The 24,070-nt window shown below is 66.3% G+C and carries 22 protein-coding genes; 10 read left to right on the forward strand and 12 right to left on the reverse strand.

What is annotated here, in order from left to right; all coding sequences use genetic code 11:
• Nucleotides 1-4: 4 nt before the first annotated feature.
• The 6 genes from uvrC to ACTX90_RS10300 all read right to left on the reverse strand — a co-directional run bounded on the left by uvrC (nt 5) and on the right by ACTX90_RS10300 (nt 8,690).
• Nucleotides 5-1,942, reverse strand: coding sequence for an excinuclease ABC subunit UvrC (uvrC, locus tag ACTX90_RS10275; protein WP_047119351.1), 1,938 nt, complete (start codon nt 1,940-1,942; stop codon nt 5-7).
• Nucleotides 1,943-1,945: 3 nt separating this feature from the next.
• A complete protein-coding gene (locus tag ACTX90_RS10280; RefSeq protein ID WP_047119352.1) occupies nt 1,946-2,617 on the reverse strand; it encodes a lysophospholipid acyltransferase family protein in 672 nt (223 codons plus the stop codon).
• Nucleotides 2,618-3,319: an HAD hydrolase-like protein gene (locus ACTX90_RS10285; protein WP_424678602.1), complete on the reverse strand. Its 702-nt coding sequence runs from the start codon at nt 3,317-3,319 to the stop codon at nt 2,618-2,620. It lies immediately after the preceding gene.
• 110 nt (nt 3,320-3,429) lie between these two features.
• On the reverse strand, nt 3,430-6,300 hold the full coding sequence (uvrA, locus tag ACTX90_RS10290) for an excinuclease ABC subunit UvrA (RefSeq protein WP_047119354.1): 2,871 nt from the start codon (nt 6,298-6,300) through the stop codon (nt 3,430-3,432).
• A 122-nt stretch (nt 6,301-6,422) separates the two neighbouring features.
• A complete protein-coding gene (locus ACTX90_RS10295; RefSeq protein WP_082123918.1) occupies nt 6,423-7,085 on the reverse strand; it encodes a phosphatase PAP2 family protein in 663 nt (220 codons plus the stop codon).
• Nucleotides 7,086-7,181: 96 nt separating this feature from the next.
• Complete coding sequence (locus ACTX90_RS10300) at nt 7,182-8,690, reverse strand: outer membrane protein assembly factor BamB family protein (RefSeq protein WP_443442048.1); 1,509 nt, start codon at nt 8,688-8,690, stop codon at nt 7,182-7,184.
• A 217-nt stretch (nt 8,691-8,907) separates the two neighbouring features.
• Between ACTX90_RS10300 and ACTX90_RS10305 the strand changes: the two genes are divergently transcribed.
• Nucleotides 8,908-9,135: a hypothetical protein gene (locus ACTX90_RS10305; protein WP_047119356.1), complete on the forward strand. Its 228-nt coding sequence runs from the start codon at nt 8,908-8,910 to the stop codon at nt 9,133-9,135.
• Entirely contained in the window at nt 9,132-10,592 is a 1,461-nt protein-coding gene (locus tag ACTX90_RS10310) for an MbnB/TglH/ChrH family RiPP precursor modification enzyme (RefSeq protein ID WP_443442049.1), read from the forward strand. The genes ACTX90_RS10305 and ACTX90_RS10310 overlap by 4 nt, the downstream gene beginning before the upstream one ends.
• A 42-nt stretch (nt 10,593-10,634) precedes the next feature.
• Here the strand turns inward: ACTX90_RS10310 and ACTX90_RS10315 are convergent, their stop codons facing one another.
• On the reverse strand, nt 10,635-11,012 hold the full coding sequence (locus ACTX90_RS10315) for a GntR family transcriptional regulator (protein WP_047119357.1): 378 nt from the start codon (nt 11,010-11,012) through the stop codon (nt 10,635-10,637).
• A gap of 79 nt (nt 11,013-11,091) precedes the next feature.
• Between ACTX90_RS10315 and ACTX90_RS10320 the strand changes: the two genes are divergently transcribed.
• Nucleotides 11,092-11,745 carry an MBL fold metallo-hydrolase gene (locus ACTX90_RS10320; RefSeq protein ID WP_047119358.1) on the forward strand — a complete coding sequence of 218 codons (654 nt, stop codon included), beginning with the start codon at nt 11,092-11,094 and terminating at the stop codon, nt 11,743-11,745.
• A 24-nt stretch (nt 11,746-11,769) separates the two neighbouring features.
• Here ACTX90_RS10320 and ACTX90_RS10325 read toward each other — a convergent pair whose 3' ends face one another.
• A complete protein-coding gene (locus tag ACTX90_RS10325; RefSeq protein ID WP_120989292.1) occupies nt 11,770-12,249 on the reverse strand; it encodes a GNAT family N-acetyltransferase in 480 nt (159 codons plus the stop codon).
• A gap of 71 nt (nt 12,250-12,320) precedes the next feature.
• Nucleotides 12,321-13,112 carry a trans-aconitate 2-methyltransferase gene (locus tag ACTX90_RS10330; RefSeq protein ID WP_443442050.1) on the reverse strand — a complete coding sequence of 264 codons (792 nt, stop codon included), beginning with the start codon at nt 13,110-13,112 and terminating at the stop codon, nt 12,321-12,323.
• Between the two features lie 76 nt (nt 13,113-13,188).
• On the opposite strand from ACTX90_RS10330, the gene ACTX90_RS10335 reads away from it, so the two are divergent.
• The 5 genes from ACTX90_RS10335 to ACTX90_RS10355 all read left to right on the forward strand — a co-directional run bounded on the left by ACTX90_RS10335 (nt 13,189) and on the right by ACTX90_RS10355 (nt 19,286).
• Nucleotides 13,189-15,723, forward strand: coding sequence for a DEAD/DEAH box helicase (locus tag ACTX90_RS10335; RefSeq protein WP_424677970.1), 2,535 nt, complete (start codon nt 13,189-13,191; stop codon nt 15,721-15,723).
• A 95-nt stretch (nt 15,724-15,818) separates the two neighbouring features.
• Nucleotides 15,819-16,010 (forward strand): hypothetical protein, encoded by a 192-nt coding sequence (locus ACTX90_RS10340; protein WP_047119362.1) that lies wholly within the window; start codon nt 15,819-15,821, stop codon nt 16,008-16,010.
• Nucleotides 16,011-16,081: 71 nt separating this feature from the next.
• On the forward strand, nt 16,082-17,158 hold the full coding sequence (locus tag ACTX90_RS10345) for a hypothetical protein (protein ID WP_443442051.1): 1,077 nt from the start codon (nt 16,082-16,084) through the stop codon (nt 17,156-17,158).
• 151 nt (nt 17,159-17,309) lie between these two features.
• Entirely contained in the window at nt 17,310-18,182 is an 873-nt protein-coding gene (locus tag ACTX90_RS10350) for a hypothetical protein (protein ID WP_047119364.1), read from the forward strand.
• 78 nt (nt 18,183-18,260) lie between these two features.
• Nucleotides 18,261-19,286 carry a M12 family metallopeptidase gene (locus ACTX90_RS10355; protein WP_047119365.1) on the forward strand — a complete coding sequence of 342 codons (1,026 nt, stop codon included), beginning with the start codon at nt 18,261-18,263 and terminating at the stop codon, nt 19,284-19,286.
• Nucleotides 19,287-19,360: 74 nt separating this feature from the next.
• Here ACTX90_RS10355 and ACTX90_RS10360 read toward each other — a convergent pair whose 3' ends face one another.
• The 3 genes from ACTX90_RS10360 to ACTX90_RS10370 all read right to left on the reverse strand — a co-directional run bounded on the left by ACTX90_RS10360 (nt 19,361) and on the right by ACTX90_RS10370 (nt 22,235).
• The gene (locus ACTX90_RS10360) at nt 19,361-20,020 is read right to left on the reverse strand and encodes a DUF2278 family protein (RefSeq protein ID WP_113606397.1); all 660 of its coding nucleotides are present in this window, start codon (nt 20,018-20,020) and stop codon (nt 19,361-19,363) included.
• A 27-nt stretch (nt 20,021-20,047) separates the two neighbouring features.
• Nucleotides 20,048-21,268: a hypothetical protein gene (locus ACTX90_RS10365; protein WP_443442052.1), complete on the reverse strand. Its 1,221-nt coding sequence runs from the start codon at nt 21,266-21,268 to the stop codon at nt 20,048-20,050.
• 190 nt (nt 21,269-21,458) lie between these two features.
• Complete coding sequence (locus tag ACTX90_RS10370) at nt 21,459-22,235, reverse strand: metal-dependent hydrolase (protein ID WP_231735939.1); 777 nt, start codon at nt 22,233-22,235, stop codon at nt 21,459-21,461.
• Between the two features lie 38 nt (nt 22,236-22,273).
• Between ACTX90_RS10370 and ACTX90_RS10375 the strand changes: the two genes are divergently transcribed.
• Nucleotides 22,274-22,765 (forward strand): GNAT family N-acetyltransferase, encoded by a 492-nt coding sequence (locus tag ACTX90_RS10375; RefSeq protein WP_047119368.1) that lies wholly within the window; start codon nt 22,274-22,276, stop codon nt 22,763-22,765.
• Entirely contained in the window at nt 22,762-24,057 is a 1,296-nt protein-coding gene (locus ACTX90_RS10380; protein WP_424677972.1) for an alpha/beta fold hydrolase, read from the forward strand. Before ACTX90_RS10375 ends, ACTX90_RS10380 begins: the two co-directional genes overlap by 4 nt.
• Nucleotides 24,058-24,070 lie beyond the last annotated feature (13 nt).

Here is a 24,070-nt window from a genome sequence, read left to right on the forward strand (position 1 = left end):
AAGGCTAGTCCAGAATTTCTCCGGTAGTCATGTTTACCGCGCCCGGTGACGCGCCTTGGAGCGAATCCTTGATGGTTTGCGCCAGCTTCGGGCCCACACCCGGCACTTCGAGCAGCTCCTCCACGCTGGCGGCGCGGATCTTCTTCATGGAGCCGAAATGCTTGCGCAGCGCTTCCTGCTTGGCCTTGCCCAGCCCCGGCACGGCATCCAGCTCGGATGCGAGCATCGACTTGCCGCGCTTGGCCCGGTGGAAGGTGATCGCGAAGCGGTGCGCCTCGTCGCGCAGCCGCTGCACCAGGTACAGGGCGGCGGAGGCACGCGGCAGGATCAGCGGGAACGGGTCATCCGGCAGCCACAGCTCTTCCAGGCGCTTGGCCAGGCCGACGACGGGGATGTCGTCGATGCCCAGGTCGTCCAGGGCCTTCTGGGCGGCGGCGACCTGGGGCGGGCCGCCGTCGACGATCACCAGCGAGGGCGGGTAGGCGAACTTCTTCACCTCGGCGGTGCCGGGCTCCACCTCGCCGCCAGCGAGCACCAGCGGGTCCACCTTTTCCTTCAGGTAGCGGCTGAAACGGCGGTGGATCACGTCGTACATGCTGGCGGTATCGTCGCGCGCGGCTTCCCCGGTGATGGAGAACTTGCGGTATTCGCTCTTCTTGGGCAGTCCGTCCTCGAACACGACCATCGAGGCGACCACGTTGGTGCCCTGGGTGTGCGAGGCGTCGTAGCATTCGATGCGCAGCAGCGCCTGCTCGGCGCCCAGCGCGTCCTGCAGCTCCTGCATGGCCAGCGAACGCGTGGTGATGTCGCCGGCGCGCTTGGACTTGTGCAGGCGCAGCGCCTGCTCGGCGTTTTCCACCACGGTGCCGGCCAGCGCGGCCTTGTCCCCGCGCTGGGCCACGCGCAGCGAGACCCGCGAGCCGCGCAGCTCGGAGAGCCACTGCGTGACGTCGTCCACGTCCTCGGGCAGCGTCGGCACCAGGATCTCGCGCGGGATGCGGTCGGCGTGGTCCGCGTAGACCTGGGTGAGCAGCTGCTCGACGAATTCCCCGTCGGTGGTGTCGGTGACCTTCTCCACGACCCAGCCGCGCTGGGAGCGGATGCGCCCGTCGCGCACGTGGAACACCTGCACCGCGGCTTCCAGCTCGTCCCCGTGGATGCCGAAGATGTCCGCGTCGGTGTTGTCCGCCAGCACCACCGCATTGCGCTCGAAGACCTTGTTCAGCGCCGCGATGTCGTCGCGGTAGCGGGCCGCCTGCTCGTATTCGAGCTGGGCTACGGCTTCCTGCATCTTGGCGGTCAGCGCCTTGGTGAAGCGGGTGGCCTCCCCGCCCATGAAGGTGCACAGGTCATCGGCCAGCGCCCGGTGGTCTTCCTCGCTGATGCGCCCTACGCAGGGCGCGGCGCACTTGTCGATGTATCCCAGCAGGCACGGGCGGCCCGAGGCCTGCGCGCGCTTGAACACCCCGGGGGCGCAGCTGCGCACCGGGAAGACGCGCAGCAGCGTGTCAAGGGTTTCGCGGATGGCCTTGGCCGGGTAGAACGGGCCGAAGTACTTCACGCCCTTGCGCTTGTCCCCGCGCATCACCAAGGCGCGCGGGAACTTCTCGTCCATGGTCACGGCCAGGTAGGGGTAGGACTTGTCGTCGCGGAAGACGATGTTGAAGCGCGGGTTGTACTCCTTGATCCAGGTGTACTCCAGCTGCAGCGCCTCCAGCTCCGAGCCCACCACGGTCCACTCGACGCTCGCGGCGGTGAACACCATGGTGCGGGTCTTGGGCGTGAGCCGCTCGGGCTTGGCGAAGTAGGACAGCAGCCGGCTGCGCAGGATCTTGGCCTTGCCCACGTAGATGACCCGGCCGTGCTCGTCGCGGAAGCGGTACACGCCCGGCCTGGTGGGGATGTCCGAGGTTTTCGGACGGTAGCTGGCGGGATCGGCCATGGCTTACTTGGCGTCCGGGGGCAGCTGGTTGTAGGAGTCCACGCGGTCCTGGCCGGAAAGCTCGGCAATCGCGTCGACGATCCTATCGGTGGCCAGGCGGCGCTGCGGCAGCGGGTGCTTGCGTCCGAGCTTGTCGAAGTACAGCGGCTCGCCGTAGTGGATGTGGAACTTGGCCGGGCGGAAGCCCTTGGTGCCCGCGGGCTGCAGCTTCTCGGTGCCGATCAGCCCGACCGGGACCACCGGCACGCCGGTGGTCAGCGCCAACCAACCCACCCCGGTGCGGCCGCGGTACAGCCTGCCGTCGCGCGAACGGGTGCCCTCCGGGTAGATGCCGATGCCGGAACCGCCCTCGATGATCTCCACCAGCGAATCCAGGGCCGCCACGGAGGCGGCCTGCTCGCCGCGCTGGACCGGGATGGATCCCACCGACTCGAAGAAGGACTTCATCAGCTTGCCCTTCACTCCGGGCGTGGTGAAGTATTCGGCCTTCGCGAAGAATGCGACATCGCGCGGCGTCAGCGCCTGGATGATCAGCGAGTCGAAGAAGGACAAGTGGTTGGAGGCGACGATGAAGCCGCCCTCCTTGGGCACGTTCTCCAGGCCGGTGACCTCGGCGCGGCAGATGCCGTGGATGATGCCGCGGATCGAGGATCGCGTCATGGTGTAGATGCTCATCTACCGTGCACCTTCCTGCATCAGTTCTTCAAAGTTCAATTCGGCCGCGCCGTCCCTGCCCAGCAGCAGCTGCGCCAGTTCGACCGCGGTGGAGACCCGGTAGTCGGCGGCGTCCAGCTCGTCGCCCTGGGCGAAGCCCCAGCGCACGCCGATGGACTTCACGCCGTTCGCGCGCGCGGCGTCCAGGTCGTAGTGCCGGTCCCCCACCACCACGCTACGCGACGGATCCAGATCCGCGTGCTTCAACGCGGCGGCCACGATGTGCGCCTTGCTCGATCCGTGGGATCCGCCTTCGCCGGTGTTACCGTGCACCGCATCCAGGCTGCCGGCCAGGGACTGCGCCTCGATCAGCTCACGGGCGATCGGGAGCGGCTTGGCGGTGGTGACCGCGGTGTGGATGCCGGCGGCCCGAAGCCCGTCCAGCAGCGTACGCATGCCCGGATAGACCACCGACTGCCGCATGCCGACCTCCGAGTATCGGGCCCGGTAGGCGGCGATCACCGAGTCGATATTCGCGTCGGTGACACCGTCCAGGGTGCGCAGCCCGATCTGCAGCGGCGGGCCGACCAACGCTTCGATTTTTTCCTCGCCGGGATCCGGGAGCCCATGGGCCACCAAGGCATGGCGGATTCCTGAGGTTATGGACCCTGCAGGGTCCACGAGGGTCCCGTCCAGATCAAAGAGCACGCTGGTTACCGACATATTCACTAGGACATCATCCCATGAAGCGGACGCGGGTAAATAATCCATAACTGAAATCGAATATACCCCCGCCCGTTCCCCCCGGGTTCGCCGCTCGCGGCGCCCCCGGGCTAGAGGATTTCGGCCAGGAACCGTCCGGTGTGCGATTCGGCGACCTTCGCGACCTTCTCCGGGGTGCCGGTGGCCATGATGGTGCCCCCTCCCGAACCGCCTTCCGGTCCCAGGTCGATGACCCAGTCGGCGGACTTGATGACATCCAGGTTGTGCTCGATGGTCAGCACGGTGTTGCCCTTGTCCACCAGCCCCTGCAGCACCAGCAGCAGCTTGCGGATGTCCTCGAAGTGCAGGCCGGTGGTCGGCTCGTCCAGCACGTAGATGGAGCGGCCGTTGGAGCGCTTCTGCAGCTCCGCGGCAAGCTTCACGCGCTGCGCTTCGCCGCCGGAGAGCGTGGTCGCCGGCTGGCCCAGGCGGACATAGCCCAGGCCCACGTCCACCAGGGTTTTCAGATGGCGGGCGATCGGGGTGAAGGCGCTGAAGAACTCGGCGCCCTCCGCGATCGGCATGTCCAGCACGTCGGCGATGTTCTTGCCCTTGTAGAGCACCTGCAGGGTTTCGCGGTTGTAGCGCGCCCCGTGGCAGACCTCGCAGGGCACGTAGACGTCCGGCAGGAAGTTCATCTCGATCTTCAGCGTGCCGTCGCCCGAGCAGGCCTCGCAGCGTCCGCCCTTGACGTTGAAGGAGAAGCGGCCCGGCTGGTAGCCGCGAAGCTTCGCCTCGTTGGTCTCCGCGAACAGCTTGCGGATGTTGTCGAACACGCCGGTGTAGGTGGCAGGGTTGGAGCGCGGGGTGCGGCCGATCGGCGACTGGTCCACGTGGACCACCTTGTCCAGGTGCTCCAAGCCCTGCACACGGGTGTGCCGGCCGGGGACCTGCTTCGCGCCGTTGAGCTTGTTCGCCAGCACCTTGTAGAGGATGTCGTTGACCAGGGTCGACTTGCCCGAGCCGGACACGCCGGTCACCGCGGTCAGCACGCCCAGCGGGAACTCGACGCTGACGTTCTGCAGGTTGTTCTCGCTGGCGCCGACGACCTTGAGCTTGCGGTCCTTGTCCACCTTGCGGCGCTTGGACGGGATCTCGATCTGCTTGCGGCCCGAAAGGTAGTCGCCGGTCAGCGAACGGGTGTTCTCCTTCAGCCCCTCCACGGAGCCGGAGTGCACCACTTCGCCGCCGTGCTCGCCCGCGCCAGGGCCGATGTCAACGATCCAGTCCGCCTCGGCGATGGTGTCCTCGTCGTGCTCCACCACGATCAGGGTGTTGCCCAGCGAACGCAGGTGCAGCAGGGTCTCGATCAGCCGTCGGTTGTCGCGCTGGTGCAGGCCGATGGACGGCTCGTCGAGCACGTAGAGCACACCCACCAGGCCGGAGCCGATCTGGGTGGCCAGGCGGATGCGCTGGGCTTCGCCGCCGGACAGCGTGCCGGCCGCGCGTTCAAGGGTCAGGTATTCCAGGCCCACGTCCAGCAGGAACTTCATGCGGGCGCCGATTTCCTTGAGCACCTGCACCGCGATCTGCGCCTCGCGGTTGCTCAGTTCCAGGGTGGTCAGGAACTCGGCGGCGCTGCGCAGGTCCATGGCGGAGACCTCGGCGATGGACTTGCCGCCCACCAGCACCGACAGCGAGGCCGGGTTCAGCCGGGCGCCGCCGCAGGTCGGGCACGGGATCTGGCGCATGTACTGCTCGTAGCGGTCGCGCGCGTGGTCCGATTCGGTTTCCTGGTGCTTGCGGTGCACGTAGGAGATGACGCCCTCGAAGCCGGTCGAGTACTTGCGTTCGCGGCCGAAGCGGTTCTTGTACTGCACCACGACCTTGTGGTCCTTGCCGTTCAGGATGGCCTGGCGGGCTGCGGCGGGAAGGTCTTTCCAGCGGGTGTCCATGCTGAAGCCCAGGTCCTTGCCCAAGCCCTCGATCAGCCGGTTCCAGTACTCGGTGGTGGCCTTGCCCAGCGACCACGGGGCGATTGCGCCCTCACTGAGGGTCACCTCGTCGTCGGGGACGATCAGGTGCTCGTCCACCTCCAGCTTGGTGCCGATGCCGGAGCAGGCGGCGCAGGCGCCGAAGGGGTTGTTGAAGGAGAAGGTGCGCGGCTCGATCTCGTCGATGGCCAGCGGGTGCTCGTTCGGGCAGGCCAGGTTCTCGGAGAAGGAGCGGATGCGCTTCGGGTCGTCGTCCTCCAGGTCCACGAAGTCGGCCAGCACGCGGCCGTCGGCGATGCCCAGCGCGGTCTCGATGGAGTCGGTCAGCCGCTGGCGGACCTCCTCCTTCATGGCCAGGCGGTCGACGACCACCTCGATGGTGTGCTTGACCTGCTTGGCCAGCTTCGGCGGATCGGTCAGCTGGATGGTCTGCCCGTCCACGCGGGCGCGGGAGAAGCCCTTGGCTGACAGCTCCGCGAACAGGTCGACGAATTCGCCCTTGCGGGCGCGGACCACGGGAGCCAGGATCTGGAAGCGGGTTCGCTCGGGCAGCTCCATGAGCTGGTCCACGATCTGCTGCGGGGTCTGCTTGGAAATCGGCTCGCCGCATTCCGGGCAGTGCGGCCGGCCCACGCGCGCCCAGAGCAGGCGCATGTAGTCGTAGACCTCGGTGATGGTGCCGACAGTGGAACGCGGGTTGCGGCTGGTGGACTTCTGGTCGATGGACACCGCCGGGGACAGGCCCTCGATGAAGTCCACGTCCGGCTTGTCGACCTGGCCCAGGAACATGCGCGCGTAGGCAGAGAGCGACTCGACATAACGTCGCTGGCCCTCGGCGAAGATGGTGTCGAACGCGAGGGAGGACTTGCCGGACCCGGACAGGCCGGTGAAGACAATCATCGCGTCGCGGGGCAGATCGATGTCCACGTTCTTCAGGTTGTGCTCGCGCGCGCCCTTCACGACCAGGCGCGTCAGATCAGTTTTCTTGCTCTCTGCAGTAATAGCCACGAAGCAATACTAATCGAAAATTGCTTCGAATGAGTGTGAACTCTGACGCAACTCACATGCAAATCGCCAAAGGCCGCACCGTCGACCGGCGAGCGCCGTGCGATCCCCCGCACCGGGCGGGCTCAGTGCCCGCCGGCCTGCTGGGCGATCCGCGCGGTTCCGGGCAGGCGACGGACAAGTCGCGGGAGGAAATTGAACACAACGAGGACCACCAGCATGCCCAGGCCAAGACCGAACAGCACGTCGTGCGGGTAGTGCGCGCCGACTCCCACCCGCGCCACGGCGATGAGCAGGGCCGTGGCGGCCAGGTACCAGCGCAGCCGCACGATGGCCAAGGCGCAGGCGGTCGCGAAGGCGGCGGCGAGCACCGAGTGGTTCGAAGGCCAGGACCAGTCCCCGTGCGGCGGGCAGGTTTCCGCAATGGCCACGTGAATGCTCTGGCAGGGCCGCGCCTCGGTCAGGATCAGCTTGAGCGTGCTGCTTGCGGCGTAGGCGAGGATCACTCCCAGGCCTCCCAGCACCAGCCTCGCGAACGCCGCCCGGTCCCTGAACCATGACCATACGGCCAGCCCGGCGGTGAACAAGACCAGCAGCAGCAACGCCGCGTCGGCGAAGAACACCGCCAGCAGGGTGAGTGCCGGAGAGGAACCGGCCGCCGCGGTGACCGCTGTGTACAGCTGTTCGCGGACTATAAATGCCGGCAGTGACAGCGCCATGAGGCCCAGGGCGATGAGCACTGGGATGGCAGGCCGCGTTGACGTGACCCGAGCGGATTCTGTAGTCATGAGACGTGATTGTAGGCCTGGTTTCTGGGAGGGTATTCCAGCAAGTTTCAGGCCTGTTCCCAGAGAAGCTTCCCGCAGGGTTTGCCGCCTGGGGCACTATTCATCGGGCATGCGGTACGCGACCATGCCCGCGCGGTCCGGGAGCACCGCGATCCGCTGCTGGTCCTTGCCTGTGCGCTGGAACTCCGCATACAGCGGAAGGTCCTTCGTGGCCTTCTGCGTGTCACGGGTGCATGGTTGCACGGTCTGCGGCACCCTCAGGTAGGCCGTCTGTTCGTATCCGTCGATGTGCCTGACTTCCACCGAATCGCGGTCGCTGGTGCACAAGACGGTGTCACCAAGGACGTGGGAGAGTTCGAGCTTTTCCCCGGTCGAGCTGTCCACGGCGGCGAATCCCGAGGCCATGGGGACGATCACGTATTTCTGGTCGCCGAGGATTCTGTTGTTGGCCTTGGCCAGTTCCACAGCTTTCTCGTATCCGGGCATGTCATACGCCCAGCGTTCCTTGCCGGTGGTCGCGTCGATGCCTGCAACGTCCCATTCGAGGCCCGTGAGCGCCCCGCGCTTGCCGGTGGACGGCTGCACCGTAGCCAACGCCTGGTGGAATCTGCAGGTGACGAAGGTGCTGCGCGTCTGGGCTTGGCGGGTCTCAACGATTCCGGAGCAGTCCTGGTCCGCGCCGGGCACCGCCCACCGGCGTTTTCCGGTGTCTGGGTCGATCCCGACCATCATGGCGTCCTTGTTCCAGTCCTGCACGTAGGCATCGCCTTCGGGGTGGTACTGGTAGTCAATCCGGAAACCATGGCCGACGAAGATCTGCTGCGGTTCCTCGAACGTAGTCCACTCCCACCCGTTGTCCGTGGAGTAGTACGAGTCGAAGACCTGTTCGTAGGGCACGCTCCACAGGATCTTGCCGTCCCGCGCGTAGCTGAGCAGTTCCTCCCTGGGCCCGCGCTGCGACGACGACGAGAGACCTTCGCCGACGAATCGGTCGTCCGGATTCTTTTTCGGTGTGGGAAGGTCCTCCCCGGCGAGCTGCTTCCAGCGGCCCTTCTCCATGTCGTAGCGCATGTTCACCGGTTCTCCGGATTTCCTGTCACCCTCAACGCACCAGGTCTCTTCGCATTCAACGGGACGGTTGGTCATGAAGTCAACCTCAATACTCGCCGAGGTGTTCTTCCCGGTAGCGAGATCAATGACCACCAGCCGTTCGGATTTCCCCTTCACCGATTCAACAAATGCCGCCATCCGGCTTCCGTTGTGCTCGAAGACCGGCAGCCTCATCCTCATGCCCCCGGGGTTGTGCCCCACCGATGCCTCGCGCTTCCAGCGCAGCGAACCGTCGGCGAGCTCGCGGGCCACCAGTGTCAGCTTGCGCTGGCGTTCAACATAGGCGATGGCCAAACCAAGCTGCTCTTCGACCTGGATTTCCGAGACGACGTTCTCCTTGCTGCTCCAGGCAAGCGAGACCGGTTGCGCACTGCGGTCAACCGCAGGGGGCTCGGGCTGCGCAGGCGGTGCCGTACAACCTGCCAGCAGGCCGACCATCAGGCAGGCCGCGACAGCGGTTGGCAGTTTCAACCGGTTTTCAGCAGTGTGGTTCATGGTGTGCTCCCGAATCTTCCGTTGGGTCGATTGGCACAGCCTATGAGCTACTGAAAAATTCGTGGAAGGTTTTCCACAGCCGGAAAACATTGGTGAGAGGTACCCAGTAATACGTGGGTAATGGACTGCCCCGCATCATGTGTTCCAGGAGTGCCGCAGCAACTCCCGCGGATAGCGCTTTGCGCAGCCCGCCCACGTCGAGAACCAGGAGACTGCGATGGAACGACTGAACCGATCGGTATTGCTGGATGACAAAACCATCAGGGTGACGGTTCCCGCCACGGCGATGTACGACTTGGACCAGATGCAGAAAATTCAGCGCGAGGTGCTGGGACGGCTCGGCTGCCCTGCCTGTTGCTCGGGCTTCGACATCCGTTTCGATCTGGCCCGGAGGTTCATGGTCGATGAGGATCTTGTTGTCCGCCCGATGGACGAGCTGGCTTGATTCCGCTCACCGCTCTGCCCGAGCTCGGCGTCGGAGTGATCTACTGGCCTGCCCTCGACGGGGTGCTCTCCCGGACGGACAACGGCGTGGACGTGCTCGAACTGGAACCGCAGGCCTTCTGGTTCCAGCCCGGGCCCGACACACACGGGTACATGCTGGATGAAGCGGTGTTCAGCCACCTCGCCGAGGCTCCGCAGACCTGCCTGGCCCACGGTGTCGGCTTCCCCGTCGGAGGAACCTGCCCACCGGACCCTGAACAGGTTGATGCATTCGTGCGCAGCATTATCCGATTGGGCGCCCCTTGGGCCAGCGAGCACCTGAGTTTCAATCGGCTGCGGCAAGCCGGCGGCGAGATCGACATGGGTTTCCTGCTTCCCCCGATCCAGTCCCCCGAGTCGGTGGCTTGCGCGGTGGACAACATCCGCTTCCTGAAGCGCCACCTGCCGGTGCCGCTCGCCGTCGAAACCGGGGTCAACTATCTCAAGCCCTTGCCCGGCGAAATGCCGGACGGCGAGTTCTTCCGCTCCGTCGCCGAACAGGCCGATTGCGGGATCCTCCTGGACCTGCACAATCTCTGGGCCAACGAACGCAATGGCCGCCAGCCCATCTGCGAGGTGGTCAACCAGCTGCCGCTGGAGCGGGTCATCGAAATGCATCTGGCCGGCGGCCAGGAATACGGCGGGTACTGGGTCGACGCGCATAGCGGGCTCGCCGACCCGGAACTGATGGACATTGCCCGGCAGGTGGTGCCCCGGCTGCCGAACTTGAAGGCCATCACCTTCGAGATCATGCCCCAGTTCCTGCTGGCCTACGGCATCACCGATGATGCGCTGATCGACCAGTTCGCGCAATTGCGGAAACTGTGGCAGTTGCGCGGCACGGCGGTTTCCGAGGCACCGGTTCCGGGTCCGCGCCGAGCGGGAGCCCGTCCGGGCCCGGTGCTGCCTGCGCCTGGCCAATGGGAGGAAGCGCTGGCCTCGATCTTGCTGCCGCACCAACACACCGCTCCGGGTTTCGCCGAATCACTGGCCGGGGATGACGGCGCCGGGGTCATCCGCAAGTTGATTTCCGCCGCCAGGGCCGGAAAGGTCGCCGACGCACTGCCCCTGACCACGCGCCTGCTGCTGCTCACGCTCGGCGCCGCCCGCGTGGATCAGGTGCTGGATGACTTCTGGGCATGCACCCCGTCGGAGCAGATGGCTTCGAATGAGGCGTGCAAATTCATCGAATGGGCGCTGTCCGGTTCGCTCGGGTCCGAGGTACCGCATCTTGCCCAGGTCTCGGCATTCGAGCTGGCCGCCAACCAGGCGATCATGACCGGCCGCGAGCAACTGGTCGACTTCACCATGGACCCCGTCGAGCTGCTCGGCGCGCTGCGTGCGGGACGGATGCCGTCGAAGCTTCCCGCAGGCAGATATTCGTTGACGGTGACTCCACCCGCAGCGCCATCCGCCTGAAGGGACCGGGCCGAGAATTCCGCGGCACTTCGCGGGTGCGGATTATTTGGGCAGCGAGCTGAAGGCGGCGCGCAGGTACTTCACCGCGGTCTCCTCGTCCACGTTCCACATCTGCGAGATCCGCGCCAGGTCGGCGGCGGCGTCGCTGACTTCCTGGTCCCCGCGGTCCTCCGCGGCCTGGACTACCGTCCCGTGCCTGCCGCGGGTGGCGACCGCACCCTGCAGCTCCAGCTCCTTGTAGACCTTGGCGACAGTGTTCACTGCAAGGCCCAGCGATCCGGCGAGCGCGCGCACCGAGGGAAGCTTGGTTCCCGGGGCGAGCCTGCCATCGGAGATGGCCGTCAGAATCTGCTCGCGCACCTGCTGATATGGAGCTACCGTTGATTTCTGGTCGAGGCTGACAAAATCCAGGTCGGTCATGCAACGCTCCGTTTCATAGATTGGATGTCGTATTCCGAGCCTATCGTGTACGCACCTGGTTTCCCCGTAGTCTGGGGACATGAATGAACTTCTTCTGGACGATGTAAGCATCCGCTGGATCTCCGTATCCGAGATGAGCAACAACGTGTACCTGATCACCGAGAGGGCCAGCGGCAAGCAGCTGCTGGTTGATGCGGCCGATGATTTCCCCGCCATTGAAGAGTTGATCTCCGCCGCGTCCGAGGACGGACCGGACACCGAGATCGTTGCCATCGCAACAACCCACCAGCATTGGGACCATGTGCGCGCGCTGGCCGCGGCGGTCGAGAAGTACCCGGTCACCACCTATGCGGGGGCCGACGACAGGCAGGGCATCGCCGACGAGTCGGGTGTGAAGATCAGCCATCCGCTCTCCCATGGAGAGAAGATCCAGCTGGGCGACGTGGTCATCGAGGCGATCCACCTGCGCGGCCACACCCCGGGATCCATCGCCTACGCGCTGGTGGATTCCTCGGGCCAGCCGGTGATCCTCAGCGGCGACAGCCTGTTCCCGGGCGGGGTGGGCAACACCTGGAAGGATCCGCAGCGCTTCAGCTCGCTGATCGCCGACGTCACCGAACGCATCTTCGACCGCTTCCCCGACGAGACCAAGGTCCTCCCCGGCCATGGCGGTACCACGGATCTGGGCACCGAGCGTCCGCACCTGGATGAATGGCGCGAACGCGGCTGGTAGGAACCCTCAGGCGGCTGCCGCAGGTCATCCGGCCGGCGGCAGCTCCTGGTAGTACAGCAGCATGCGCCACTCGCTGCCCGGCTCGCGATTGGCGAAGCCGTGGCGCTCATAAAAGCGCCGCGTTCCGGTGTCGTCCTCGTCCACGTTGATATGCAGCTCCAGGCTGCCGCGCCGCTTCAGTTCCTGGAGCAGGCAGCTGACCAGGGCTGACCCGATGCCCCGGCCGCGCAGGGCGGGTTGCACGTAGAGTTCGTCGAGCACCGCCAGCGGCCCGTCGAAATAGATGGTGGGCCGCAGGGTGAGCAGCGCGTGCCCCACGAGGCCGTGCCCATTTTGGGCGGCGACGGCGAAACACTGCGCGCTGGCCAGCATGGACTCCAGACGCCGCGCGAGCACCTCAACCGGCGGACACGGCGAATCGAACTCTCGATTGAAGTCGGCTTGCAGCCGGGCCAGATTCAGGCTGTGCTCCGGTGCCGCAAGAAAGGCATCGTACGCGTCCATGCACACAGTATGCTCCGCTTGGCCCGGTCGCGCCAGAGCCGGTGGCCTGCCGGGTGGCAGGACGCGCGTCGTCAGCCGAGCTTGCGGCCGATCATGAAGATGCGGCGGAACGGGAAGTTCGTGACTTTCGTTCCGTCAGGTCCGGCGAACGAGGGATAGTGTGCCGAGATCTGCACCCGGTAGTCATCCTCGAAGCGCTGGTAGTCCTCGGCGCTCAGCGCGGCCTTGATCGGCAGCAGCGCGGTGCCCCGCACCCAGTCGAGGATCGGGTCCTCGCCGATCATCACCTGCTGGTAGGTGGTCTCCCAGACGTTCGCCTGGAACCCAGCCTGCAGCAAGATGCGCTGGTACTCGTCAGGTTCCCCCACCACGTCGTCGTGGCGCAGCACCCCGACCAGCTTGTCCGCCCAGGCGGCGCTGTCGGCGACCTGGCGCATCACCGCATGGGACGGGGAGCCGAAGTTCCCCGGCACCTGGATGGCCACATAGGCTCCGGGTTTCAGCTCATCGAGCCACACCCTGAGCAGCTCGCGGTGCCCGGGCAGCCACTGCAGCATGGCGTTGGAGAACAACAGGTCAGTGTCCGGGTCCGGATGCCAGTGCATGGCGTCGGCCAGCGCGAATCCCAGATTCGGCTCGTGCTCGCTGCCAGAGGCGCGCTGGATCATTTCCGGCGAGGAGTCCAGACCCGTGACCTGCGCCTGCGGCCAGCGCTGGGCCAGCAGCCGGGTCATGTTTCCCGGCCCGCAGCCCAGGTCGACAACCTTCGCTGGGTCCAGCTCGCCCAGCTGGCCGAGCAGGTCCTTGTAGGGGCGGCCGCGGTAGTCGGCGAATTCGGTGTACTTTGTCGGGTCCCACTTCATATTCCAGAGCATATTCGCGCGGCGCGTCATCGCCTAGCCCGTGGTCACAGTTCGCAGAGGATAGGCTTGGAGCATCATGTTGCTCACCGATTACCTGCCTGCAGACGCGAAAAACGTATCCGACGACGAAATCTACGAGGCCTTCGGCCGCTGGGTGTCCACCCGCGGCATCGAGTTGTACCCGGCCCAGGACGAAGCGTCGATGGCCCTGGCCGGCGGCAGCAATGTCATCCTGGCCACGCCGACCGGCTCCGGGAAGTCGATGGTCGCGATCGCCGCGCACTTCTACGCCATGGCCCGCGACCAGATCAGCTTCTACACCGCGCCGATCAAGGCGCTGGTCTCGGAGAAGTTCTTCGATTTGTGCAAGATCTTCGGCGCGGAGAACGTCGGCATGGTCACCGGCGACTCGTCGGTGAATGCGGATGCCCCGATCATCTGCTGCACCGCGGAGATCCTGGCGAACATCGCGTTGCGCGAAGGCTCGCGGGCCGACGTGGGCTGCGTGATCATGGACGAATTCCACTTCTACGCCGACCCGCAGCGCGGCTGGGCCTGGCAGGTGCCGCTGATCGAGCTGCCGCAGGCGCAGTTCCTGCTGATGAGCGCGACCCTGGGCGACGTGTCCCGCTTCGAGAAGGAGCTTGAGGAGCGCACCGGCAAGACCACCGTCACCGTCGCGCACACCCAGCGTCCGATTCCGCTGCACTTCTACTACTCCATGGACCCGGTGCAGGAAGCCGTGGAGGAGCTGATCAAGACCCGCCAGGTGCCGATCTACATCGTGCACTTCTCCCAGCTGGACGCGATCGACCGCGCCACCGGGCTGATGAGCATCAACGTGGCCACCCGCGAGGAAAAGGACCGCATCGCGGAGCTGATCGCCGGGTTCCGCTTCGCCGCGGGCTTCGGCAAGACGCTGAACCGCCTGGTCCGCCACGGCATCGGCGTGCACCACGCAGGCATGCTGCCCAAGTACCGCCGCCTGGTCGAGCAGCTGGCGCAGGCAGGGCTGCTGAAGGTCATCTGCGGCACCGACACCCTTGGTGTGGGCATCAACGTGCCGATCCGCACCGTGGTGATCACCGCGCTGTCCAAGTTCGACGGCACCCGCACCCGCATCCTGAACGCCCGCGAATTCCACCAGATCGCCGGACGCGCCGGACGCGCAGGCTTCGACACCGCTGGCACCGTGCTGGTGCAGGCCCCGGAGCACGCGATCGAGAATCATAAGGCCATGGAAAAGGCCCTGAAGAAGCACGGCGAGGGCTCGACCAAGCTCAAGCAGATCCCCAAGAAGAAGCCGCCGCAGGGATTCGTGACCTGGGGTGAGAAGACCTTCGAGAAGATCGTGGACGCCGCCCCCGAGACGCTGAAGTCCTCCTTCCAGGTCTCGCACTCGATGTTGCTGAACCTCCTGGAGCGCGAGGACAACGCGTTCGAGGCCGCGGTGCGCCTGCTCACCGAGAACCACGAGACCCCCTCCACGCAGCGCAAGCTGAAGCTGCGCGCCATCGGCATCCTGCGCGAGCTGATCGCCACCGGCGTGGTGGTGCGCCGCGAGCAGCCAGACCAGTACGGCAACTACTACGAGCTGACGGTGCACCTGCAGCAGAACTTCGCGCTGAACCAGCCGCTGTCCCCGTTCGCGCTGGCGGCCCTGGAGCTGCTTGACCCCGACTCTGCCAGCTACGCGCTGGATGTGGTCTCCACCATCGAGGCGACCCTTGAAAAGCCGCGCCAGGTGCTCTCCGGGCAGGAGAAGAAGGCGCGCGGCGAGGCGATCGCCGCGATGAAGGCCGAGGGGATGGACTACGACGCGCGCATGACCGCGCTGGAAGAGGTCACCTACCCGATGCCGCTGGCCGAGAAGCTGGAGGCGGCGTTCGAGCAGTACCGCGCCGGCGCCCCGTGGCTGGCTGACTTCGAGCTGCAGCCCAAGTCCGTGGTGCGCGATATGTACGAACGCGCCATGGGCTTCTCCGACTTCGTGCAGTACTACCAGCTGGCTCGCTCCGAGGGTGTGCTGCTGCGCTACCTGACCGACGCCTACAAGGCGCTGCGCCAGTCCGTTCCGCAGGACGCGCTGCGCGAGGACCTGGAAGACTTGATCGAGTGGCTGGGCGAGATGATCCGCCAGATCGACTCCTCGCTGCTTGACGAGTGGGAGGAGCTCTCCCGCGGCGAACTGCACGACGAGTCCGAGGAAATCACCCCGCCGGCCCCGGAGAAGCTCACCAGCAACGTGCGCGCCTTCCGCGTGATGGTCCGCAACGAGATGTTCCGCCGCGTCAAGCTCTTCGCCGACGAGCAGGACAAGGCGCTGGGTGAGCTGGACGAGCACAACGGCTTCGACGCGGACACCTGGGCCGACGCCATGGACGACTACTTCGACGAGCACGAGGACATCGACGACGGCCCGACCGGGCGCAGCTCCAAGCTGTTCATCGTCACCGAGAAGCCCGGCCGGATCTGGGAGGTCCGGCAGATCTTCGCCGACCCGGAGGAAAACCACGACTGGGGCATCAACGCCACCATCTCGCTGGACGACTCCGACGCGGTGGGCGAGCCGGTGGTCACGGTCACCGCCGTGGGACGCCTGGACTCCTGAGTCCCTCCCACTCCCCCGCACCTGCGTGCTTTCTACGGCCCGCGGCAGCGCCAGCAGCTCTGGCCTTGCCGCGGGCCGTGTCGTAGGATTTGGCCATGAACGGTCCGCGGCTGCGCCTGTGCGGCGCACTGATCCTCCTGCCGACCCTAGTGCTGCTGCTCAGCGGCTGGTCGGTGCTGTTCTCCGCCGAAGGCGCGGTGCCCACCATCGTGCAGTTCGCCCTGCTCGCCGCAGGCCTGGCCATGGTGTACCGGGGCGAGAATCCCCCGGCCCAAGCCGGCGGGTAATGCTCCGGTAACGCTACAGCGCCCATCCTTTGTGCCAACACCGCGTTCGCGGCACCGCAAAGGAGCACCCCATGATACTGCTGAGCCTGCAGCCAGCCGAACCGGCGACGCTGCATTCGCTGCCTCCCACCCTTGACCTGGAGGCCCTGCGCCCGCACCTGGTCAACCTCTCCAACGGGCAGTTCTCCGACGACGGCGCCCTGGTCACCAGCGCCGAGGACGTGGACGCGATCTTCGCCGAGCACCTGCCCCGCTACATGGAGCAGCACGAGGGCCCGCTGCGGCTGCTCTTCTGGGCGCACGGCGGGCTGGTCAGCGAGGCGCGCGGCATCATCGGCGCTTCCCGCCTGCTGCCGCACTGGCTGGAACACGGCATCTACCCTATCTTCTTCATCTGGGAGACCGGGCTGCTCGACGCCCTGTGCTCGCTGCTGCCGCGCAGCGGCGCCCGCGAGCTGCAGGAACAGGGCCGGGCCCGCAACCTCGTCGAGGACCTGTGGAGCGCCGGGGTGGAACGGGCAGTGCGCCCGCTGGGCCAGAAGGTCTGGGCGCAAATGAAGGTCGGCGCGGACCAGGCCGTGGCCGCGGACGGCGGCGCCGCCTACGTGGCGCAGCGGCTAGCCGAATTCACCGCCCGGAATCCCGGCGCCGTCCAGGTGCACGCGGCAGGGCATTCGGCCGGCGCGATCTTCCACTCACGCTTCCTGCCGCTGTACCTGCAGCACGGCTCGGGCACCGGCGTCAGTTCGCTGAACCTGCTGGCAGCGGCCCTTTCCATCGCCGACTTCAACCGGCTGCTGCGCCCGCTCGTCGGCTCGCCGCAGGGCATCGAACAGCTGCACCTGTTCGGCCTGCACCGGCAGCTGGAAGAAGACGACAGCGTGCTGTGGCTTTACCCGCGCTCGCTGCTCTGCCTGATCAGCTCCGCGCTGGAAGCCGAACGCGGCGTCGGCCTGCTCGGCCTGGAACGCTCGGTCGCCGCGGATGCGGACCTGACCGGCTTCCTGGGCACCGCCGCGGCGGACGCGACCTGGTCCAAGACCCAAGTCGGCGCCCCGGGCCGGCGCTGCCTGGCCTCCGCGCATGGCACCTTCGACGAGGACCCGGCCACCTTGAACAGCGTCGCCTACCGGGTGTCCACCGGATGATCCCGGCGCGTAACGCCGGGGTAATAACCGGGTAACGACGCTCCGGCTACGCTGGAGCCTCCACGCGGCCGACGCGCCCGAACCCGGGCGGCCGACCCGGTATCCACCGGCTACGGCACGGGCGTTGGCCTCAGCATGAGGGGGAAAAATCATGGCGGATATCAATGAGGGGACCGATCTGGTCTTCGACCGGCTGCTAGCGGCCCGGCGCGAAGAGGTCGTCGCCCTGCAGAAGGCGCAGGCCGACCGGCTGGCCGACGTCGAGACGCGCGGGCAGCGCAGCCTGGCCGCGCTGCAGGACTCGCTGCCGGAATCCCTGGCCTCGTACCTGGGCAGCGATTCCTCCGCAGAGGAAGCAGCGGCGAAGGACATGAAGTCCTGCGCGGCAACGCTGGCCGAGCAGGCGCCGCGCGAATCTACGGCGCTCTCCGCGGTCATGGGCAACGGGCCTTCCGCGGCGGCGGTGGGCTGGCTGACCCCGTACTACGGCACGCTACACGGTTCCAACGGGGCCATCGCCTGGCAGGGCTACAACCCCGGCAACATCGACGCGTCCTGCTGGGCCAGCGGCGCCGGCTCGGGGCTCTTCGGCACCGGCGCCGGCTCGTTCACCCTGTACATGGACTGGTGGTTCACCTTCCGCGCCCCGGAGAACCGCAACTACGCCCAGACCATCTACGTCCCGTTCAACGGCTTCTACATCGTGCGGGCGGACGACGGATGGTTCGACTCCAAGGAGGCGAAGGTCAACATCTCGATGACCGCCCGCGGCTACCAGTACAACTACAAGCCGGCCGGCAGCGTGAACGTGCTGTCGACCGGGGATGACAACATCAACGTCAACGACCGCTTCGACGGCTGGCGCACGATGTACTATTCGGATCTGCTCGGTGCCGACCAGGCCTACCTGCTGCTGTCCGTCGCGCTCTACGTCTACGCGCGCGGCGGAGGCTCCAACGCCCAGCTGAACTTCGCCGACGGCAATGCCAACTACCTTGGCGTTCCGCTCGTCTACGTCAGCTAGGCAGACCGCGCGCCGCACCGCACCCGGTGCGGCGCGCACCCTCGAAACTCCGTGAAACCTGAATCCAGGGAGCAGGATATGAGCAATGAAAACCGGCCGCTGTGCCTGACCAAGCCGATCGTCCAACGCGAGCTTCCGGCCGGTCTGCCGGACCTGCGGATGCGCCTCATACGGGTGCTGTCCAAGGTCTGGGTCAATGAGACCGAGCTGCACTACTTCTTCATCGACGGGCCCGAAGCGCAGCGCGAAGCCGTGCGCCAGGCCTTCGCCGAGTGGAAGGCCCTGCCGCTGGGCCTGAAGTTCACCGAGACCACCGACCGCGGATCCTCTGAAATCCGCATCGCCTTCGACCAGGCTGACGGATCCTGGTCCTATGTGGGACGCGACCTGCTGGGCATACCCGCCACCGAAACCACCATGAATTTCGGCTGGGACCTGACCGACGACTACGGGCACACCACCGCCTTGCATGAGATCGGGCACAGCCTGGGCCTGCCGCACGAGCACCAGAACCCGTTCTCCGGCATCGTGTGGGACGAGGACGCGGTCTACAAGTTCTTCACCGGGTCCCCGAACTTCTGGACGCGGGCGCAGACCGAGCAGAACGTGCTGCACAAGTTCAGCGCGCAGGAGGTGGACGGCTCCCCGTGGGATCCGAACTCTGTCATGGAGTACTGGTTCCCCGCAGGCCTGATCGTGCAGCCCGCCCAGTATTCCGGCGGCCTGGAACCTGCCGGAGGGCTCTCGGACCAGGACAAGGAGTGGGCCAAGAAGTTCTACCCGGCCACCACCGCCGCCGTCACCGAGCTGAAAGCCTTTGAATCCAAGGTGCTGCAGCTGTCCGCCGGGCAGCAGGCGGACTTCACCATCGTCCCGGACGCCTCGCAGGACTACACGATCGCCACGTTCGGCCAATCCGACATGGTGCTGGTGCTCTTCGAGGACGATAACGGCTCGCTGCGCTACCTGGGCGGCGACGACGACAGCGGCACCGGGCTGAACGCCCAGCTGAAGACCCGCCTGCTGGCCGGGCGCCGCTACGTGGTGCGGCTGCGCCTGTACTGGGCAGGCGGCAGCGGCAAGTCAAGCATCATGTACTGGTAGCCGCGCGCGGCATCGCGCCCCGGACCGTCGGATCCCGGACGGTCCGGGGCGCCCTTGCGCCCTGGGCTGTACACCTAGGCCGGACGGCCCGTCTGATCGGTCTTGAACGACTGGGTCTGGAACTTGTTCAGGAATCCCAGCAGACTCCCGTCTGGCTTGAGCACGATGGTGCCGCCATCCTGCCAGATCCAGTTCTCCGCATCGTGCCCGCCGCCCACCGGGTCGCCCTGGTTCTGGTGCACGTTGTGCACTCCCAGCCCGCTGGAGAACGGCTCGCCGAACACGAAGAACCGGGTGCCCGCATAAATCACGCTTTCCAGCTCGGTCAGCGCCTGGAACCCGGTACCGCTCTTCCACGGCGGGTTCCAGCGCAGCCAGGCCAGCAGCCGGTTCAGGCAGCTTGAAAAGCGCAGCAGGTGGACGATGACCGGCGGGTGCAGCACCGCGGCGCGGATGTAGTCCAGCGCCCCGGAGGACGGATCGGAGGCCAGCGGGTGCCAGCCGTCGGCTAGGGAAGACAGCGCCGCGAAGTCCAGCGCGCGCAGCCGCACGGTGCGCCACTGCACGCCGTCGGGCATGTTCTTCGGATCCACGTCGATGGCGCACTTGTAGTTGCCGGCCGGCGCGTGGATCACCAGGTTGCCGTGGTAGTAGCGCCCGAAGTCATCCGGCGGGTCCCGGTAGTAGTCGTGCAGGGTCCCGATCAGCACCCCGTACCCGTTGGCCAGCGGCATTCGGATATTCCTTCCTCGTCTCGAAGATCAGGCCCTTGCAGGTTCGTCGATCTCCCCGACCTGGTCTTGCACCCGCTTGGCCTGCTTCTCCACCATGGAGGTGAACAGCTGCTGCGCGGCACCGAAAATGACCGCCCACGCGATGATCTGCGGGGCGCTGTCGAGGTCTGAGAGGCCGGGGAAGAATCCTCCGCGGATCAGCAAGAGTCCGAATACGGCGGTCAGCCCGCCCAATGGCAGCTTCAGGAAAGCCAACGCGATCGCAAGGTTGAAGGGCGTCGCCGTGCCGCCGACCTTCCTGAAGGAACTGGCTGCCGTGATGGCAGCGCCAACCATGCCAACGAAAATCAGCAGGAATATATCCGCCTTGCCGGCCGTCTGCGCGATCACCGCATCCCGGTCGAAAACTGCCCTGTTCTCGGCGGCGACGGATTCGCTGCTCTTGCCATCTGCTTCGGATGTCGTTCCGCCGGCGCCATCCCCGGTGGCAGCAAGGGTTGCCGGGAGCGGACTTTCGTTGCTCGGGCACACCACGACGTTTTTCCCTTCCGGGTTGAAGCAGATCGCCAGATCGGTCGGCCTGGCCACTCCCCAGAGCCCCAACCCGATGCTCAGAATGAGCAATACGACGCTCCAGACGCTCAAGCCCCGATGGAAACTGAGCATTCGCGCATACTCCCGGCGGTAGGCCATATTGGCTGCGATGCTCGCGCTGATGATTTCCTCGCGGATATGCGGTTGCTGCAGATAAGCCCGTTTCTTGTCAGCGGTGGTGTGGATCTCCTCCAGGTCCTTGACCAGCTGTTCGAACGAAATTCGCTGCGGATCCATCGTTGCGAGGTGGTTCCTGATATCGGTCCGGATCTTGGGCAGCTTCCCCATGAGATAGTCGGTGTCTCCGCGCCGCAACATCATGGACTCCGCCGCGTGCAGGTGGGCCAGGACGCTGCCGATGAGCGTGGTGCCCAGCATCATCTTGAACCGCGGATTGGTCAGCCGCGCCTGCGCGGTCTTCAGGTGCTGCTTGATCGCCTCGTCCAGCTTGGCGACATCCTGCACCGCGCTGTTTTGATGGACCGCCGGCGGCGGCAATTGGGATAGATAGCGCGCTTCATCCTGCAAGGCGGTGAGATCCGAAACGACTATCGGAAAACGCTGCTGGGCCATGTTTGCGGTGAATTGCGGAAGGGGGCCGGTGTTCGGCATGGTCAGTACCTCGATGATCTCCCACGGCTCAGGGAAATGCATAGCATTTCAACCCGCCGGCGCAGCTCTGCGCGTCGCCGGCAGGATACAAGGAACCAGCAACACCACCCCGGTGCAGGACCGCGAGGCCCGCCTGGGAGATACGCCGGTACACGGATAAGCCCAGTGTCCGCCGGCGCCCGTTACACGAGCATTACCAGGATCTGCCGCATCCCCGGTCCTGCCGGCGCGGTCATGCGACGATCAGTGCGACCCCCACGTACACGGTGAGCAGTGAGGCCAGAGTCCATTCGGCGGCGGACCCGGTTGCAGCCAGAACCGGCACGGCAACCCGTCCGTTGGCCTTCCACACCGAGCCGATGACCGGCAGGCGCCGGAACCAGCGCGGGGAGCGGATCTTGATCGGCCAGATCAGGTTGCAGCCACCGATCGTGAGCATGTCCCCCAGCACGTGCGCCGCCACGCCGACGGCGACCGCCAGCAGGAACCACTGGTTCTCCTCGGGCGTATTCATGCCGACAAACGCCCCGGCCGCCAGCGCGATGACCCAGCACAGGGCCGGGGGCATGAACTTCACCGACTTCACGGCGAAGGAGATCAGCAACACCGCGAACAGCGCGGCGGCCGGATACACGATGCCCAGCGCCGCGGTCTGCACCGCCCAGCCGTTGGCCAGCCAGGCCAGCAGGATGAAAAACGCCATGCCTAGGATGGAATGGGTGCCATTGCGGTGTCCGCCGGAGACCTTGCCAATGATGCGGGTGAAGATGCTTGAAATGGGCGGCAGCGACCTGGCGATAGTGGCGCCGTGGTGGTCCGCGTCGGGCAGCAGCGCGGCGCCCGCGCACACGATCGCCCCAGCCAGCGTTTCCCACCGATCCATCTGCAGCGCGCCGAAGCCGAGGTCTACGGAGCCAATGCTCACCGGAGTCGTAATTGCTAGCCATGCGGCAGCGCCGCTCATGGCGTGGTGTCCACCCATCATGGATTCAACCTTAAGACTGGTCACCGACGAATTGGCGGCGCGGCGGCGGTAAGCTTGAGCACATGAGTAATGTGCGCGAAGCAACACCGGCCGACTGCCCGCAGATTCTGGAGCTGATCCACGAACTTGCAGTGTACGAGAAGGAGCCGGACGCGGTGCGCAACACCGTGCAGGACCTGCAGAGCCACCTTTTCGGCGCGGACCCCAAGGTCTTCGCCCACGTGGCCGAGGACGAGTCCGGCACCGTGATCGGCGTGGCGATCTGGTTCCTGACCTACTCCACCTGGGAGGGCCGCCACGGCATCCACCTGGAAGACCTGTATGTGCGCTCCGCCCGGCGCGGATCGGGCACCGGCACCGCGCTGCTGCAAACGCTTGCGCAGATCTGCGTCGAGCGCGGCTACAAGCGCCTGGAATGGGCGGTGCTGGACTGGAACGAGCCGGCCATCAAGTTCTACGATTCGATCGGTTCGTCCTCCATGGACGGCTGGACCACCCGCCGCCTGGACGGCGACGCATTGACCGCCCTGGGCACCAAAGGAGCAGCACGATGAACCACTACCGCGGCATGGACGTCACCGAGCACCGCATCGAGGTCCCGCTGGACTACACGCGCCCGGCCGGCGAGAAGATCAGCGTGTTCGCCCGCGAGATCAGCACCGATGCGACCCTGCCCTGGCTGCTGTTCCTGCAGGGCGGACCGGGCGGGAAGTCCCCGCGTCCCGGATCCCTGTCCGGTTGGCTGGCCGAGGCGGTCAAGCACTTCCGCGTGCTGCTGCTGGACCAGCGCGGCACCGGGTTGTCCACCCCTGCCACCCGGAAGTCCCTGCCGCTGCGCGGCGACTTCGCCGCCCAGGCCCGCTACCTGGAGCACTTCCGCGCGGACTCGATCGTGCGCGATGCCGAGGCGCTGCGCGAGCACCTGGGCATCGACATGTGGAGCACCCTGGGCCAGAGCTACGGCGGGTTCTGCACGCTCACCTACCTGTCGCTGTTCCCGCAGTCCCTCGAACGCTGCCTGGTCACCGGCGGCCTGGCCTCCCTGGATGCCGATCCGCGGGATGTCTACCGGGCGACCTACCAGCGCATGGCCGAACGCAATACCGAGTACTTCTCCTGGTATCCGCAGGACTTCGAGGTCCTGGGCCGGATCTACGAGCACGTGCGCCACGGCGGCGACGAGGTGCTGCCCAACGGGCAGCGCGTCACCGTGCCGCTGGTGCAGATGCTGGGCATGTACCTAGGCGGCAACAGCCGGGTGCACCTGCTGCACCATGTGTTCGAGGAAGCGTTCATCGACACCCCCGGCGGCCCGCGCCTGTCGGACACCTTCCTGGAGGCGCTCTACGCGCAGTCATCCTTCGCCGCCAACCCGCTGTATGCGCTGATGCACGAGAGCATCTACGCCCAGGGCTCGGCGACGAACTTCGCGGCCGAGGCGGTGCTGCCGGAGTTCCCGCAGTTCACCTCGCATGCGAAGACCCCGTTGCTGACCGGGGAGATGATCTTCCGCTGGCACTTCGCCGAGGACCCGGCCCTGCGCCCGCTGGAGGACGTGGCCCGGATCCTGGCCGAGCACGAGCACTTCGGCCCGCTGTACGACCTGGGTGTGCTGGCCGAGAACACCGTGCCGGTGGCCGCGGCGGTCTACCACGACGACGTCTACGTGGACCGCGAACTGTCGCTGGAAACCGCCTCGCGAGTCAAGGGCCTGCAGGCCTGGGTGACCGAGGACTTCCACCACGACGGGCTGGGCGACGAGGGTCCGGCGATCTTCCGCCGACTGCTGGCCATGACAAATGGCGAGGACCCGGAAGCCGCCGCGAAGGGCCTTTCCGGGTCCTAGGCCTGGCTGGCGC

Source organism: Glutamicibacter soli, from assembly GCF_052322135.1.
GTDB classification, from domain to species: domain Bacteria; phylum Actinomycetota; class Actinomycetes; order Actinomycetales; family Micrococcaceae; genus Glutamicibacter; species Glutamicibacter soli.

Coding starts and splice junctions, on each gene's coding strand:
- ACTX90_RS10375 (WP_047119368.1), top strand. CDS start 22,274: ATGAGTAATGTGCGCGAAGCAACACCGGCCGACTGCCCGCAGATTCTG.
- uvrC (WP_047119351.1), bottom strand. CDS start 1,942: ATGGCCGATCCCGCCAGCTACCGTCCGAAAACCTCGGACATCCCCACC.
- ACTX90_RS10350 (WP_047119364.1), top strand. CDS start 17,310: ATGGCGGATATCAATGAGGGGACCGATCTGGTCTTCGACCGGCTGCTA.
- ACTX90_RS10315 (WP_047119357.1), bottom strand. CDS start 11,012: ATGACCGACCTGGATTTTGTCAGCCTCGACCAGAAATCAACGGTAGCT.
- ACTX90_RS10325 (WP_120989292.1), bottom strand. CDS start 12,249: ATGGACGCGTACGATGCCTTTCTTGCGGCACCGGAGCACAGCCTGAAT.
- ACTX90_RS10340 (WP_047119362.1), top strand. CDS start 15,819: ATGAACGGTCCGCGGCTGCGCCTGTGCGGCGCACTGATCCTCCTGCCG.
- ACTX90_RS10330 (WP_443442050.1), bottom strand. CDS start 13,112: ATGAAGTGGGACCCGACAAAGTACACCGAATTCGCCGACTACCGCGGC.
- ACTX90_RS10285 (WP_424678602.1), bottom strand. CDS start 3,319: ATGTCGGTAACCAGCGTGCTCTTTGATCTGGACGGGACCCTCGTGGAC.
- ACTX90_RS10280 (WP_047119352.1), bottom strand. CDS start 2,617: ATGAGCATCTACACCATGACGCGATCCTCGATCCGCGGCATCATCCAC.
- ACTX90_RS10295 (WP_082123918.1), bottom strand. CDS start 7,085: ATGACTACAGAATCCGCTCGGGTCACGTCAACGCGGCCTGCCATCCCA.
- ACTX90_RS10365 (WP_443442052.1), bottom strand. CDS start 21,268: ATGCATTTCCCTGAGCCGTGGGAGATCATCGAGGTACTGACCATGCCG.
- ACTX90_RS10335 (WP_424677970.1), top strand. CDS start 13,189: ATGTTGCTCACCGATTACCTGCCTGCAGACGCGAAAAACGTATCCGAC.
- ACTX90_RS10300 (WP_443442048.1), bottom strand. CDS start 8,690: ATGAACCACACTGCTGAAAACCGGTTGAAACTGCCAACCGCTGTCGCG.
- ACTX90_RS10305 (WP_047119356.1), top strand. CDS start 8,908: ATGGAACGACTGAACCGATCGGTATTGCTGGATGACAAAACCATCAGG.
- ACTX90_RS10345 (WP_443442051.1), top strand. CDS start 16,082: ATGATACTGCTGAGCCTGCAGCCAGCCGAACCGGCGACGCTGCATTCG.
- ACTX90_RS10360 (WP_113606397.1), bottom strand. CDS start 20,020: ATGCCGCTGGCCAACGGGTACGGGGTGCTGATCGGGACCCTGCACGAC.
- ACTX90_RS10320 (WP_047119358.1), top strand. CDS start 11,092: ATGAATGAACTTCTTCTGGACGATGTAAGCATCCGCTGGATCTCCGTA.
- ACTX90_RS10355 (WP_047119365.1), top strand. CDS start 18,261: ATGAGCAATGAAAACCGGCCGCTGTGCCTGACCAAGCCGATCGTCCAA.
- ACTX90_RS10380 (WP_424677972.1), top strand. CDS start 22,762: ATGAACCACTACCGCGGCATGGACGTCACCGAGCACCGCATCGAGGTC.